This window comes from Nocardia exalbida NBRC 100660, assembly GCF_000308575.1.
GTDB classification, from domain to species: Bacteria; Actinomycetota; Actinomycetes; order Mycobacteriales; family Mycobacteriaceae; genus Nocardia; species Nocardia exalbida.
The window spans coordinates 141,079-154,426 of record NZ_BAFZ01000007.1; the positions used below are offsets into that span (position 1 = coordinate 141,079).

Annotated in this window: 16 protein-coding genes; 5 read left to right on the forward strand and 11 right to left on the reverse strand. The window is 67.7% G+C overall.

Annotated features, from left to right (window positions below; translation table 11 throughout):
• The first annotated feature begins 319 nt into the window (after positions 1–319).
• Positions 320–1,177 carry a 3-hydroxyacyl-CoA dehydrogenase gene (locus tag ON29_RS03175; RefSeq protein ID WP_040864581.1) on the forward strand — a complete coding sequence of 286 codons (858 nt, stop codon included), beginning with the start codon at positions 320–322 and terminating at the stop codon, positions 1,175–1,177.
• Between the two features lie 81 nt (positions 1,178–1,258).
• Here the strand turns inward: ON29_RS03175 and ON29_RS03180 are convergent, their stop codons facing one another.
• From ON29_RS03180 to hsaA, 6 genes are read right to left on the reverse strand one after another with little or no spacing between them, the layout of a single operon-like run.
• Positions 1,259–1,636 carry a DUF5615 family PIN-like protein gene (locus tag ON29_RS03180; protein WP_040864582.1) on the reverse strand — a complete coding sequence of 126 codons (378 nt, stop codon included), beginning with the start codon at positions 1,634–1,636 and terminating at the stop codon, positions 1,259–1,261.
• Positions 1,633–1,905: a DUF433 domain-containing protein gene (locus ON29_RS03185; RefSeq protein ID WP_245548807.1), complete on the reverse strand. Its 273-nt coding sequence runs from the start codon at positions 1,903–1,905 to the stop codon at positions 1,633–1,635. Before ON29_RS03185 ends, ON29_RS03180 begins: the two co-directional genes overlap by 4 nt.
• Before the next feature lie 47 nt (positions 1,906–1,952).
• The gene (gene hsaB, locus ON29_RS03190) at positions 1,953–2,525 is read right to left on the reverse strand and encodes a 3-hydroxy-9,10-secoandrosta-1,3,5(10)-triene-9,17-dione monooxygenase reductase subunit (RefSeq protein ID WP_040864689.1); all 573 of its coding nucleotides are present in this window, start codon (positions 2,523–2,525) and stop codon (positions 1,953–1,955) included.
• A 20-nt stretch (positions 2,526–2,545) separates the two neighbouring features.
• Positions 2,546–3,451, reverse strand: coding sequence for an iron-dependent extradiol dioxygenase HsaC (gene hsaC / locus ON29_RS03195; RefSeq protein ID WP_040864583.1), 906 nt, complete (start codon positions 3,449–3,451; stop codon positions 2,546–2,548).
• Positions 3,451–4,329 carry a 4,5:9,10-diseco-3-hydroxy-5,9,17-trioxoandrosta-1(10),2-diene-4-oate hydrolase gene (gene hsaD, locus ON29_RS03200; RefSeq protein ID WP_040864584.1) on the reverse strand — a complete coding sequence of 293 codons (879 nt, stop codon included), beginning with the start codon at positions 4,327–4,329 and terminating at the stop codon, positions 3,451–3,453. Before hsaD ends, hsaC begins: the two co-directional genes overlap by 1 nt.
• 9 nt (positions 4,330–4,338) lie before the next feature.
• Complete coding sequence (gene hsaA, locus ON29_RS03205) at positions 4,339–5,502, reverse strand: 3-hydroxy-9,10-secoandrosta-1,3,5(10)-triene-9,17-dione monooxygenase oxygenase subunit (protein ID WP_040864585.1); 1,164 nt, start codon at positions 5,500–5,502, stop codon at positions 4,339–4,341.
• 198 nt (positions 5,503–5,700) lie between these two features.
• On the opposite strand from hsaA, the gene ON29_RS03210 reads away from it, so the two are divergent.
• The 3 genes from ON29_RS03210 to ON29_RS03220 all read left to right on the forward strand — a co-directional run bounded on the left by ON29_RS03210 (position 5,701) and on the right by ON29_RS03220 (position 8,221).
• Entirely contained in the window at positions 5,701–6,900 is a 1,200-nt protein-coding gene (locus ON29_RS03210) for a 3-ketosteroid-9-alpha-monooxygenase, oxygenase component (RefSeq protein WP_040864586.1), read from the forward strand.
• Positions 6,900–7,232 carry a hypothetical protein gene (locus tag ON29_RS03215; RefSeq protein ID WP_040864587.1) on the forward strand — a complete coding sequence of 111 codons (333 nt, stop codon included), beginning with the start codon at positions 6,900–6,902 and terminating at the stop codon, positions 7,230–7,232. Before ON29_RS03210 ends, ON29_RS03215 begins: the two co-directional genes overlap by 1 nt.
• A 170-nt stretch (positions 7,233–7,402) precedes the next feature.
• A complete protein-coding gene (locus ON29_RS03220; RefSeq protein ID WP_040864588.1) occupies positions 7,403–8,221 on the forward strand; it encodes an MBL fold metallo-hydrolase in 819 nt (272 codons plus the stop codon).
• Positions 8,222–8,227: 6 nt separating this feature from the next.
• Here the strand turns inward: ON29_RS03220 and ON29_RS03225 are convergent, their stop codons facing one another.
• On the reverse strand, positions 8,228–8,638 hold the full coding sequence (locus tag ON29_RS03225) for a cupin domain-containing protein (RefSeq protein ID WP_040864589.1): 411 nt from the start codon (positions 8,636–8,638) through the stop codon (positions 8,228–8,230).
• Between the two features lie 7 nt (positions 8,639–8,645).
• On the reverse strand, positions 8,646–9,716 hold the full coding sequence (locus tag ON29_RS03230) for a saccharopine dehydrogenase NADP-binding domain-containing protein (protein WP_040864590.1): 1,071 nt from the start codon (positions 9,714–9,716) through the stop codon (positions 8,646–8,648).
• Between the two features lie 96 nt (positions 9,717–9,812).
• Here ON29_RS03230 and ON29_RS03235 point away from each other — a divergent pair, with 96 nt between their 5' ends.
• Positions 9,813–10,730, forward strand: a complete 918-nt coding sequence (locus tag ON29_RS03235) for an AraC family transcriptional regulator (RefSeq protein ID WP_040864591.1) — start codon at positions 9,813–9,815, stop codon at positions 10,728–10,730.
• Between the two features lie 54 nt (positions 10,731–10,784).
• On the opposite strand, the gene ON29_RS03240 is transcribed toward ON29_RS03235, so the two are convergent.
• The 3 genes from ON29_RS03240 to ON29_RS03250 all read right to left on the reverse strand — a co-directional run bounded on the left by ON29_RS03240 (position 10,785) and on the right by ON29_RS03250 (position 13,331).
• Positions 10,785–11,537: a DUF427 domain-containing protein gene (locus tag ON29_RS03240; RefSeq protein ID WP_040864592.1), complete on the reverse strand. Its 753-nt coding sequence runs from the start codon at positions 11,535–11,537 to the stop codon at positions 10,785–10,787.
• A 91-nt stretch (positions 11,538–11,628) separates the two neighbouring features.
• Positions 11,629–12,876, reverse strand: coding sequence for an MFS transporter (locus ON29_RS03245; RefSeq protein ID WP_040864593.1), 1,248 nt, complete (start codon positions 12,874–12,876; stop codon positions 11,629–11,631).
• The gene (locus ON29_RS03250; RefSeq protein ID WP_040864690.1) at positions 12,876–13,331 is read right to left on the reverse strand and encodes a MarR family winged helix-turn-helix transcriptional regulator; all 456 of its coding nucleotides are present in this window, start codon (positions 13,329–13,331) and stop codon (positions 12,876–12,878) included. The genes ON29_RS03245 and ON29_RS03250 overlap by 1 nt, the downstream gene beginning before the upstream one ends.
• Positions 13,332–13,348 lie beyond the last annotated feature (17 nt).

Sequence of the window (13,348 nt, forward strand, 5' to 3'; positions counted from 1 at the left end):
ACCTTATTATTCTCCTCTGTCGTGGCGGCCGCGCCTCGATTCGCTGGGTCCAGTGCCGGGGCGCGCGTTCACCCGGCGCGGCCGGCAAGGCCGGCGTTTGTCGGCGAACCGCGGTCAACCAGCGCGGAGCGCGATGATCAGCTCCTCGGGCTGGATGGTCCGGCGCGGTCGCTGACCTGGATGAGCGCGGCAGTCGAACCGAGCCGCACCGGGTCGCGGCTACAACCAGGCTGCCCCGGTACGTTGATCCGTGGCGGCGATGATCGCGAGGCCACTCGGATCGTCGCGGTCTGCTTCGCAACCGTCGAGAGGAGAACGAATGACCATCGACATTCGCAAGGTGACCGTTCTGGGCACCGGGGTGCTCGGTTCCCAGATCGCCTTCCAAACCGCCTTTCGCGGTTTCGAGGTGACGGCCTACGACATCGACGACAAGGCGCTGGCCGCCGCCAGGGAGCGACTCGGCAAGCTCGCGTCGGTCTACCGCGAGCAGGTACCCGGCGGCGGGGACGGCAAGGCGGAGCAGACGGCGGCAGGCATCGCGCTGACTTCCGATCTGGCGCGAGCGGTGCAGGACGCGGACCTGGTCATCGAGGCCATTCCCGAGGTGCTGAGCATCAAGCAGCAGACCTACGAGAAGCTCGGCCAGGTGGCGCCGGAGCGCACGATCTTCGCCACCAACTCCTCCACCCTGCTGCCCAGCGCCATGAAAGACTTCACCGGCCGCCCGGACCGGTTCCTCGCGCTGCACTTCGCGAATCAGGTGTGGCACTTCAACACCGCCGAGATCATGGGCACGACCGACACCGACCCGAAGGTCTACCAGGCCGTGGTCGACTTCGCCTCGAAGATCGGCATGGTGCCGATCGAAATCCACAAGGAGAAGGCCGGTTACGTCCTGAACTCACTGCTGGTACCGCTGCTGAACGCGGGCATGAGCCTGGCGGCGGGCGGCTACGCCGATCCCGAGGCGGTGGACAAGACCTGGCAGATCGGCACCGGCGCCCCGGCCGGGCCGTTCCGCATCCTCGACATCATCGGCCTGACCACGCCGTACAACATCCTCGTCAACAACGAGGACGAGGATTCCCAACGGCTGGCCCAGTGGTTGAAGGAGAACTACATCGATAAGGGCAAGCTCGGTATCGCCACCGGCGAGGGTTTCTACAAGTACTGACCCGCGAGGGTGCCGAGCACCACGGAATATGGAGGCGTTTCCGCTGGCCCGACCCGCCTACCACAAATCGCGTTGGCTCGGTCAGCGCTGACCATCTGTTTCGCTGTCGGTATGTCCGACCAACCGGTCACGACCCATCTCCACTACGGCGCACGTCTTCAACAGCGGCACGATCTCGCAAAGATGCGCTGCGCACAGCTTGAGCAGCGCCGCGTTGGTGATGTTCCCGGTGGCGATGATGAGCAGCGACCGGGGGGACCCGCGCAGGACATGGCTGACCCAGAAATCACGGTCCTTCGTGACGACCACGCGGTCTTCCCGATCCGCTCGCATCGCGATCTGATGATCCGTAGTGCGATTTCCGAGCAGGAAGTCGGAAGTATGCACCGCATCGTGACCTGCCTCGGACAACAGCACGGCGAGTCGGCGCGGCAGCTGCGCATCGACCAGGAACTTCACGCTGCGTCGAAGGGGATCGTGGTCCGTTGCGCAGTCACCACGGCAGCGTATTCGAGCGCTGCCAGAATGTCCTCGTGTTCTAGATCCGGATAGTCGCCCAAGATCTCATCGGGCCGCATCCCTGAGGCGAGCAGTTCCAGCAGCATCTCGACCGGATACCGCAAACCCCGCACCACGGGCTTGCCGTGGCAAATTTCGGGGTCCGTGGTGATACGGCCTAATAGCGACATGTCTCTACTGTATCCAGTGCCCTCGATCAGCGCGTCCATTGCCGATCCCGGCGCGGCCGAAAGGCGTGAGCCGCGCCGGATTGCAGCTACAGCCAGGTGTCCAATGTCGTCGTGGTGAGGAAGTGCTCGAGGTCCGCGCGCCACGGGGCCGGGGTGGTCTTCTCGGGTTCGATGGCGGTGTACTGGCCGCGGTAGAACAGCAAGGGGCGGCCGGTGGTGGTTGTTTCGGAGAGGGCTTGGACCCGGCCGATCACGATGTAGTGGTCGCCGCCGTCCACCACGCTGTCGACGGTGCACTCGATGGTGGCGAGGGCCTCGTCCAGGACCGGGAGGTCGCGGTCGGAGGTGTGCCATGCCGCGCCGGCGAACTTGTCGGGTTCGCGGGAGCCGAAGCGGGCGCACAGTTCGCGCTGCTGTTCGGCCAGGACGTTCACGCAGAAACGCCCGGTCTTCTCGATCGCCGCCCAGGACCGGGACGCCTTGGTGGGGCAGAACAGCACCAGGGGCGGTTCGAGGGAGAGGGCGGCGAACGATTGGCAGGCGAAGCCGACCGGGGCCTGATCGCCGTCGAAGGTGGTGATCACGGTGATCCCGGTGCAGAACTGCCCCAGCACATTCCGGAACTGCCGTGGATCGATCCCGGATCCGTCCGCGGTCATCGTGTCGCTCGCCCTCTCGGTCACTGCTGCCGCTGTCCGACGGTGAAGTCGTGGCCCCACAGGCTCACCGCGGTGGATTCCCGCGCGATCCAGTCGTGGTCGTCTACTTCCAGGCCCTCACAACCGAATTCGACGTCGAACCCGCCCGGCGTCTTCATGTAGAAGGAGAGCATCTTGTCGTTGACGTGCCGTCCGAGCGTCGCCGACATCTTGACCTTCTTGCGCAGCGCGCGGTCCAAGGCCAGCCCCACGTCGTCGGCGTTCTCCACCTCGATCATCAGGTGCACGATGCCGCTCGGCGTCGGCATGGGCAGGAAGGCCAGCGAGTGGTGGCGCGGGTTGCAGCCGAAGAAGCGCAGCCAGGCGGGCTCGCCGTCGGCCGGGCGGCCAACCATCTGCGGTGGCAGCCGCATCGAGTCGCGCAGCCGGAAGCCGAGCACGTCGCGGTAGAACTCCAGCGCCGCCTTGTCGTCCTTGGTGCTGAGCACCACGTGCCCGAGCCCCTGCTCCTCGGTGACGAACTTGTGCCCGTAGGGACTGACCACCCGGCGATGCTCCAGCGCCGCGCCGTGGAACGCCTCCAATGTGTTGCCGGAGGGGTCGTCGAACCGGATCAGCTCGTACACCCGGCGGTCGGCCAGTTCGGCCGCGGTGCCCTCCTTGAAGGGCACGCCCGCCGCATCCAGCCGGTTGCGGATGTCTTGCAGCTCTTCGGCGTTGGCGGTTTCCCAGCCCGAGATCTGCAACCGGTCCTTCTCGCCGGGGACGATCACCAGCCGGGCCGGGAACTCGTCCATGCGCAAGTACAGCGCGCCGGGGTGGGTGCCCTTGCCCTCGACCATGCCGAGGACCTTCAGGCCGTACTCCCGCCAGGCGGCCATGTCGGTCGCCTCGATGCGCAGATATCCCAGTGAACGGATGCCCATCACTTCTCCTTGACGCCCGCGAGGAAATCGATCGCGAGCCGGTTGAATTCGTGGAACTTCTCCAGCTGTGCCCAGTGTCCGCATCCGCCGAAAACATGCAACTGCGCCCTGGGGATCACCTTGGTCGCCACCAGCGCGCCGTCGAGCGGGTTGACCCGGTCCTCGCGGCCCCAGATCAGCAACACCGGCTGGCGCAGCTTGTAGGCGTCGCGCCAGAGCATGCCCTTCTCGAAGTCCGCGCTCGCGAACGACTTGCCCATCGCCCGGGTCGCGGCCAGCGCTTCGGGCGTGCTCGCCGAGGCGAAGCGCTCGTCGATCAACTCCTCGGTGATCAGCGACTGGTCGAAGACCATGATGCGCAGGAACGCCTCCAGGTTCTGCCTGGTCGGCTCGTAGTTGAACTTGGAAAGCAGCTTCACGCCCTCGGTCGGGTCGGGCGCGAACAGATTGGTGCTCAGCCCGCCCGGACCCATCAGGATCAGCTTGCCTGCCCGATCCGGGTAGTCCAGCGCGAACCGGACCGCCGCGCCGCCGCCGAGCGAATTGCCCAGCAGGTGCACCCGCGTGGTGATCTCCAGGTGGTCGAGCAGATCCTTCAGGGCCGAGGCGCTGTGCACGAAGTACTGCGGATGCTCGGTCGGCTTGTCCGAGCGGCCGTAGCCGGGCTGGTCCACCGCGATCACGTGGAAGTGCTCGGCCAGCACCGGGATGTTGCGCGCGAAGTTCGACCACGAGGACGCGCCGGGCCCGCCGCCGTGCAGCAGGATGATCGTCGGCCCGTTGCCCACGCCCGCTTCGTGATAGTGCAGCCGCAGGTCGGGCCGCACCTGCGCGTAGCGCGAGGTCGATTCGGCGGTGAGTTCCGCGGTAGAGGTCACGCCGTCCTCCTAGACCATGCCGTCGGTGACGGGCAGGCCGAACTCGTGCGTGCCGTACATCAGGTACGCGCGCTCGGGATCGTTGGCCGCGTGCACCCGGCCTGCGTGCGCGTCGCGCCAGAAGCGTTGCAACGGGGTCCCGTTCGACAGCGCGGTGGCCCCGGAGCTCTCGAACAGCTTGTCGATCGCCGCGATCGAACGACCGGTCGCGCGCACCTGGTCGCGCCTGGCCCGCACGCGCAGGTCGAACGGAATCTCCTCGCCCGCCACCAGCAACGCGTACTCGTCGGCGACGTTGCCCGACAGCTGCCGCCACGCGGCGTCGATATCGCTGGCCGCCTCCGCGATGCGCACCTTGGCGAACGGATCCTCCTTGGCCTTCTCGCCCGCGTAGGCCGCGCGCACCCGCTTGCCCTGGTGCTCGACGTGCGCCGCGTAGGCCCCGTAGGCCATGCCGACGATCGGGGTGGAGATGGTGGTGGGATGGATGGTGCCCCACGGCATCTTGTAGACCGGGTCCGGATTCTGTTCCAGGCCGGGCGACTTCAGCTCGCTCATGGCACGGAAGCTCAGGAACCGGTGCGACGGCACGAAGACGTCCTTCACCACGACGGTGTTGGAACCGGTGCCACGCAGGCCGACGACGTTCCACACGTCGTCGATGCGGTAGTCGTCGCGCGGGATGAGGAAGCTGCCGAAATCCACCGGCTTGCCGTCCTTGATCACCGGGCCGCCGAGCACCGCCCAGGTGGCGTGATCGCAGCCGGACGACCAGGCCCACGCGCCGTTGACCAGGTAGCCGCCGTCGACGACCGTGCCAGCGCCCATCGGTGCGTAGGAGGAGGAGATCCGCACTTCGGTGTCCTCGCCCCAGACGTCTTCCTGCGCCTGCTGCGCGAACAGCGCGAGGTGCCAGTTGTGCACGCCCACAATGCCCGCCACCCAGCCGGTAGACCCGCACGCACTGGCGATCTTGCGCACGGTGTCGTAGAAGACCACCGGATCGGCGGCGTGACCGCCCCACTGCTTGGGCTGGAGCAACCGGAAGAAGCCGGTCTCCTGCAACGCCTTCATGCTTTCGTCGGGGATGCGCCGCAGGTCCTCGGCCTCCTGTGCGCGTTCGCGCAACGTCGGCAACAGCGCTTCGACCCGTTCGGTCACTTCTTGCGTCATCTCGGGACCTGCTCCTGCCTGGTCGGTTGATGTCCGAAATCTCATTTGCCTCTGAGACTAGAACAGGTTCCTATTTATGTCGAGAACCGGTGTTCACCCCCGCCCGGACATGCGCTCATGCAGGAAGTGGGGTGAATCGCTGGCGTCGAGGGCCTCAGTTTTGTAACGTGTTCTAGTACAGAAGGAGGAGGAATCGCGATGGCAGTTACCCCACAGGGGAGCGGTGCGAAGGTCCGGGAGCTGGATGTCGGCACCGCACCGACCCGGTATGCGCGGGGATGGCATTGCCTCGGTCTGGCCAAGACGTACCGGGACGGCAAGCCGCACGCGGTGGACGTCTTCGGCACCAAGCTCGTCGTCTGGGCCGACAGCAACGGTGAACTGCGGGTGCTCGACGCCTACTGCAGGCACATGGGCGGCGACCTGAGCATGGGCGAGGTCAAGGGCGACGACATCGCCTGTCCGTTCCACGACTGGCGCTGGTCGGGCACCAACGGCAAGTGCACCGCGATTCCGTACGCGCGCCGGGTGCCACCGCTGGCGCGCACCAGGAAGTGGACCACGCTGGAGCGCAACGGCCAGCTGTTCGTCTGGCACGACCACGAGGGCAGCCAGCCGCCGCCGGAGATCACGATTCCGCACATCGAGGGTCCTTACACCGACGCGGACGGCAACCCCACCGAGCAGCTCGACAGCGGGTGGACCGACTGGACCTGGAACTCGATGCTGATCGAGGGCGCCAACTGCCGCGAGATCATCGACAACGTGGTCGACATGGCCCACTTCTTCTACATTCATTTCGCCTTCCCGACGTACTTCAAGAACGTCTTCGAGGGGCACATCGCCACCCAGTTCCTGGAGACCAAAGGCAGGCCGGATATCGGCATGGCCTCCAAGTACGGCGGTGACACGCTGCTCAAGTCCGAGGCTTCCTACTTCGGACCCTCGTACATGATCAACCCGCTGATCAACATCTATAGCGGTTACGAGGTGAAAAGCGTCCTGATCAACTGCCACTACCCGGTCACCCAGGACTCATTCGTCCTGCAATGGGGCATCACGCTGGAGAAGCCCAAGGGCGTCGAGGGCGAGATGGCGACCAAGCTGGCGGAGAAGATGACCGAGGGCATCAGCGTCGGCTTCCTGCAGGACGTCGAGATCTGGAAGCACAAGTCCAAGGTCGAGAATCCGCTGCTGTGCGAGGAGGACGGGCCGGTCTACCAGCTGCGTCGCTGGTACGACCAGTTCTACGTCGACCTGGCCGACGTCACCGAGAAGATGACCCAGCGTTTCGAGTTCGAGGTGGACACCACCAAGGCGAACGAGGCATGGGAGGCCGAGGTCGCCGAGAACCTGCGGCGCAAGCGCGAGTCCGAGGAAGCCGAGGCGAGCGTCTGATGTCGGCCACCTGGGCGAAGGCACCCGATTTCGCCGACCAGCCCGCTCGGCGAGCCGAAGTGCGCGCCCAGACGGTGGTCGACCAGCAGCGCTACCTGGAGGACGGCCTGACCCCGCTGCGGTGTCAGGCCTGCCGGAGTCAGGTGCTGGTGCGCAAGAGCAGCCCGCACCAGACCTCGGTGCAGTGGACCGGCGATCCGGCCGAGCGCTGCCCGGTTTTCGCCGAACTCAGTGCGAGCGGTCACGGGCCGGGCCGCCCCGACTCGTGTCCGAACCTCGAGCGCACCATCGCCTGGGCCGTGGACGAGGGCGTGCTCGAAATCCCCGAGTAAGCGGGGTATTCCGGGGCGGTCGGCGCGGATCGGTTTGCCCGCCGATCGCCGTGGCGGTGACCGTGCTGTCGCGGGCGAGTCGTGCTCGGGCTACGTTGACGGGAACAAAAAGGACCTTCGTGCCGGAACGGACCACGTCCGATCCGGCGCCGTAGGAGGGAGTTTCCGCGATGCTGGTGCGGCATCTGGACTGCGCGACCATGTGCCCGGTCGGCGGGCGCGCGCTGCTGGGCAGCGGTGGGCTGCTGACCGGCGGGCTGGTCGGCCATTGCCTGCTCGTCGAATCCGATGACGGGCTGGTGCTGGTGGACACCGGGTTCGGCATGGCCGACGTGCTCGACCGCAGCCGGCTCGGTGCCGGCACCGCGCAATTGCTGCGGCCCCGGCTGCGTCCGGAACTCACCGCGCTACACCAGATCCGCGGGCTCGGCTATCGGCGCGAGGATGTCCGGCACATCGTGCTGACCCATCTCGATATCGATCACGCCGGCGGGCTGTCGGACTTCCCCGACGCGACGGTGCACGTCTTCGCCGACGAACTCGACGCGGCGATCCAGCGTCCCACCCTCGGGGAGAAACTGCGTTACCAGCCGCGCCAGTGGGAGCACGGCCCACGCTGGCTTGCCCACGAAACCGGCGCGGACACGTGGTTCGGCTTCACCGCCGTCCCGGTGCTCGAGGACATCATGTTGATTCCGCTGGTCGGGCACACCCGCGGGCACAGCGGCGTCGCGGTCCGGCAGAGCGACGGGTGGCTGCTGCACTGCGGTGACGCCTATTTCCACCACCGGCAGCTGGCGGCGGGAAGGTCGCGCCCGCCGGTCGGGCTCGGCGTCTTCGAGATCCTCGCGAGCACGCTGGGCCGCGAGCGGGTGGAGAATCTGGAGCGGCTGCGCACGCTGCGCGCCGACCACGGTGACCGGGTGCGGATGTTCAGTGCCCACGACCCGCACGAACTCGCCCAATTCGCCACCGTGCCGGTGCGCTGAACCCGCTCAGTCCAGCCGGAAGTCCGCGAAGTCGAATCCCGGCGCGACGATACAGCTGACCAGCACGTATTCCGCGCCGGCCGGTCGCGCCGACTGGCTGACGCCACCCGGCACGACGGCCTGGAGTGCCTGGCCGCGCTCCAGGTCGGAGCCGAGGATCACCACCTCGCCGCCGATGTCCAAAGCCAGCGGCCCGCCGCGATGCCAGAGCCACAGCTCGTCGGAGCGCACGGTGTGCGGGGCCGACTGCTCGCCCGGCAACAGCAGAAAATGGATCGCCGTGGCGGCGGCGCGCGGGCCCGGGTAGCCCTCCGGGGTGAATTCCATCGGGCTGCGCCAGGTTTCGCGATACCAGCCGCCCTCCGGGTGCGGCGCGAGATCGAGTGCGACGGCGAGCGGCGGCCGGTTGTCGGTCATCGTTCGACTATGCCCGATCACCGGCGCGATCGGCTTCCTCGATACGCCAGGTGATGCCGAAAGGAGCGAGCGCGTCGAGGAAATCGGTCGCGTCGAACGCCTCGGCGGCCGCGAGCGCACCCGGCGCGGCGGCGCCCTCGGTCAGCCGGACGGCTGTCTCCACCGCCATCAGCGCCGAATCGCGGTAGGAGTCGACGCCGCTGAGCACGCCCCGGACGCGATGTCCGTCCGCGCCGAACGCGTCGACGACGAGGTCGTAGCGCAGGTCCGCGCTGGGCGCGTCGGGTAGCGCGTCGACGAGTTCGGCGGTGAACCCGCTGAGCGTGTCGAGGATCGAGGTGGCGAGGACGCCTTCGACGTAGGAGACGTCCGAGTGCCGGGGGATGGTGAGGACCGCGGGCTGCGGGAATTTCGCGACCGCGGTCGGCTCGGTATGACCGGGGAAGGTGATTTTGTCGTGGCGCGCGGTAGCGCCGGTGCGCAGTTCGCCATCGGCGTAGTGCCAGCCGCCGCCGCGGAACCAGTCCAAGCTGGCGAAGACCGTCTTGGCGCTGCCTTTCGAACCGTTGCCGCCGCTGTTGCTCAGGTGGCTCAGCACCACCTCGGCCGGGCCGGTCACCCGGCGCGTGGTGAGGTGAGCGAGCAGATCGCCGGGGAGATTGCTGTCGGTGATGCCGGACACCACGGTGACGCCCGCCGCTGCCGCGCGCGGGCCGAACTCGTCGAAGACCCGCTTCAGGAACAGTTGCTCGCCGGACATATCGGTGTAGTGGGCACCGGCCTCGATGGCCGCGGCGAGCACCGCCGAGCCGTGCTCCACGTAGGCGGGCAGGCTGCTGATCACCACATCGGCTCCGGTGAACGCCGTGACGAGGGCCGCGTGGTCGGTCAGGTCGGCCACCCGCACATCGGCGCCGGGCAGATCCACCGCATCGGCGGCGGCGCGGATGCGATCGGCATCCCGGCCGACCAGGATCGGAACGAGGTCGCGGCGGCGCAGTTGCTCGACCAGGTAGCCGCCGGTGTGTCCGGTGGCGCCGTAGACGGCGATGACGGGGGAGGCTTTCGCTGATGTCATGAGAACGAATCTATTGCCAGTCATCGAGTAGACCAATGCTTGTAAAGCGCAATAGTTTGTCTGAAACGCTCACTGCAAGAGTGTTACGGTAGGCAAGTGGACATCCTCAGCGAAGCCATCGCGGCCATCCGCACCGGCAGCCCCGCCTCCGGCCTGTTCATCCGGCACGCCCCGTGGGGCCGCCGGTATCCCGTGGTGCCCGGCGCGGGTTTCCACGTGGTCTTGCAGGGCTCCTGCTGGGTGGTGCCGACCGACGGCGAGCCGATGGCGCTCGGGGTGGGGGACGTGTTGTTCATGCCGCGCGGGGCCGACCACGACCTGGTGGACAGCTTGGACAGCCCGGTCACCGAGACCGCGATGCCCGGCGAGCCCAGGGAGATCGTGGGGCCCGGCGTCCGGACCGCGCTGCTGTGCGGCGCCTATGAGCTCGGACGCGGGCGCAGCCACCCCATCCTCGACGAGCTGCCCGAGTTCATTCATCTGCCCGCGCGTCCGGGGCGTCATCCGGCGCTGCGCGGCGCCGTCGACCTGCTCGCCGCGGAGATCGCCGAGCCGCGTCCGGGCAGCGACGCGGCCGTGCCCGCGATCCTCGAGACGTTGCTGCTGTTCATCCTGCGCGCCTGGTTCGACGAGCAGGCCGACGTGCGATCGTCCGGCTGGGCAGGCGCTTTCGCCGATCCCGCGGTGGCCGCGGTGCTGCGCGCCGTGCACGAGCAGCCCGCGCGAGCATGGACGGTGACGGATCTCGGTGACATCGCGGGCGTCTCCCGCGCGACTCTGGCCCGCCGCTTCACCGCGACGGTCGGCGAACCGCCGTTGGCCTACGTCACCCGCTGGCGCATGCTCACCGCCGCTCGCCTGCTCCGCGACACCGACAGCAGTCTCGGCGCCGTGGCTCGCCGGGTCGGTTACACCTCGGAGTTCGCCTTCGCGAAGGCCTTCAAGCGGGAATACGGCTTGGCCCCGGGTCAGTACCGCCGCGCGGGCGACAACACGCCACTGGTCGCGGTCTGATCCGGCGCGCATGCCCCGCAGGGTGCGAACGCCCCGGGCGGGCTGTCGCCGAACTCAGCTGAACGGCGAGCGCGGGCGTTCCTGGAGTTCACCGTCCACGTAGATGTCGACCTTCTCGTTGTAGAAGCAGACCAGTCCGGCGACCTTCTGGCTCTCCGGAAGCGGCGTGCGGTAGCCCCAGACGTAGTCGGGATACTCCTTGCCCTCGAGGCGGACGGTCCAGTAGTCGGCGGTGCCCTTGTACGGGCAGCTGGTGTGGGTGGCCGACGGGTACAGCAAGTCCATGCGGACATCGGTCATCGGCAGGTAATACCGTGCGGGCAAGCCGGTTTCGAAGAGAATGCGCGGCGCAGGGGAGTCGGCGACGGTGACGCCGTCGATCTCCACCCGCACATGCCGTGAGCTGGCCAGGATGTCGACGCGCGAGTACGGGTTGCGCGGATGGACGTAGATCGGCTCGTCCTCCTCGAACCACTCGTCCATCGCGTTCCACTCCAACCGCACCAGATCGCGCAATTCGGTGAGCGGCGAGTCGTGATATCGCAGCGCGGCGCCGCCCGCCGTCGTGCCGTCGACCATGACGTCGTAGACGGTCGCGTCGCCGCGGCTGGTGGAGTGCTGGGTATGTCCGTTCGGTTCCAGCTTCGCGCGCAGATCCGCGACCGGCAGATAGTAGGCGGGATAGTGCGGGTTCTCCCACACGAGCACCGGTCGCGCGCTGTCGGCCACGAGATGACCGCCCAGATAGACGCGCACCCGCTTCTGACTGGTCTCGACGCTGACGCGGCCCCGCTTCGCTTCGGTCATATTTCTCGACCGTACTCCTCGCACGGGCAGGCGCCAGGGGTGGAACGCCGGAGGCAGCCACGCTGGTGGCTGCCTCCGACGGGGTATGGGGTCAGTCGTCGCCGACCGTGATGGCCTGGGCTTCCTCGACGCTGTGCGGTGCGGGATCGTGGTCGTCGAGGTGGGCCAAGGCGGTGCGCCCGGCCAGCAGCACGACCACCGCGGCGGCGGTGCATGCCGCGCCCACCCAGAACGGCAGTGCGATGCTGTGCTCGCCGAGCTTGCCCGCGAGGTAGGGCGCGGCGGCGCCGCCCGCGAAGCGGACGAAGCTGTAGGCCGCCGAGGCGGTGGACCGCTCGACCGGCGCCGAGATCATCACGGCCTCGGTGATCAGCGTGTTGTTCACGCCGAGGAACAGGCCCGCCAGCACGGTGCCGACGATCAGCACCGGCTTGTGCTCGGCGAAGACGGCCATCATCGCCAGATCCGCCGCGAACAGCCCCAGCGAGAGTCCCATCATCGGCAGCGAACCGAACCGGCGCTGCAACCCGGGAGCCAGGAACACCGACGCGATCGCCAGCAGCACTCCCCAGCCGCAGAAGATGAAGCCGATCGCGTAGGTGCCCATGTCCAGCGGGAACGGGGTGTAGGCGAGCAGGGTGAAGAAGCCGAAGTTGTACAGCAGGGCGGTGATGCTCACGATCAGCAGGCCGCGGTGACGCAACGCGCGGAACGGCGCGGCGATCGAGGTGCGGTGGGCAGGCTTGGGGCCTTCCGGCAGCAGGACGACGATGCTGACCAGCGCGACGGCCATCAGCGCCGAGACACCGAAGAACGGTCCACGCCAGCTGATTCCGCCGAGCACGCCGCCGACCAGGGGCCCGGTCGCGATGCCGATGCCCAACGCCGCCTCGTACAGGATGATCGCGCGGGCCACACCGCCGCTGGCCGCGCCGACGATGGTGGCCAGCGCCGTGGCGATGAACAGCGCGTTGCCCAGACCCCAGCCCGCGCGGAAGCCGACGATCTGCGCCACCGTGTCGGACATGCCGGCCAGCGCGGCGAACACGATGATGATCGCCAGGCCCGCCAGCAGCGTCTTCTTGGCGCCGAAGCGACTCGACACCACACCGGTGATCAGCATGGCCACGCCCGTGACCAGCATGTAGCTGGTGAACAGCAGCGATACCTGGGAAGGTGAGGCGTGCAGTTGTTCGCCGATCGGTTTGAGAATGGGATCGACCAGGCCGATGCCCATGAACGCGATCACGCTCGCGAACGCGACCGCCCAGACGGCTTTCGGTTGCTTGCTGTCGTCCGCGGCAGGTGCCGCGGCGCGGGTGGGAGCCAAAGTGCTCATCAATGTCCCATCGAGATCGGATCGTGCTGTCGCGTAGCCGTTTTCAAGGCCTCCAGCAAGTCGTGTAATTCGGTGTCCAGCCGCGCCAGGCGTTCGGCGTCGAAGCCGGGAAGATGTCCGCCGATCGCGGCGGCGAATGCTCGGCGGAACTCGGCCAGACGGGCCCGCCCGGCCGGGGTGAGTTCGACGATCACGGCCCGGAAGTCCTCCGGGTCCTTGCGCCGGCTCGCGAAACCTTCCGCGACCAGCTTGCCGATCAGCGCCGTTGCCGCCGGCTGTGAACATCGGTCGATCCTGGCGAATTCGCTGACCCGCAGCGCTCCGTGTTCGTCGAGCACCGCCAGTGCCCGCAACATCGCGCGCGGCAGGTCGTCGCCGCTGATCACCCCGGCCAGCCGAGTGAGCCTGCCCGCGGTGACGAGAAGGTCGACGACGATGTCATCCGCTGCGTTCACCTGAGCTTGCTGCACAG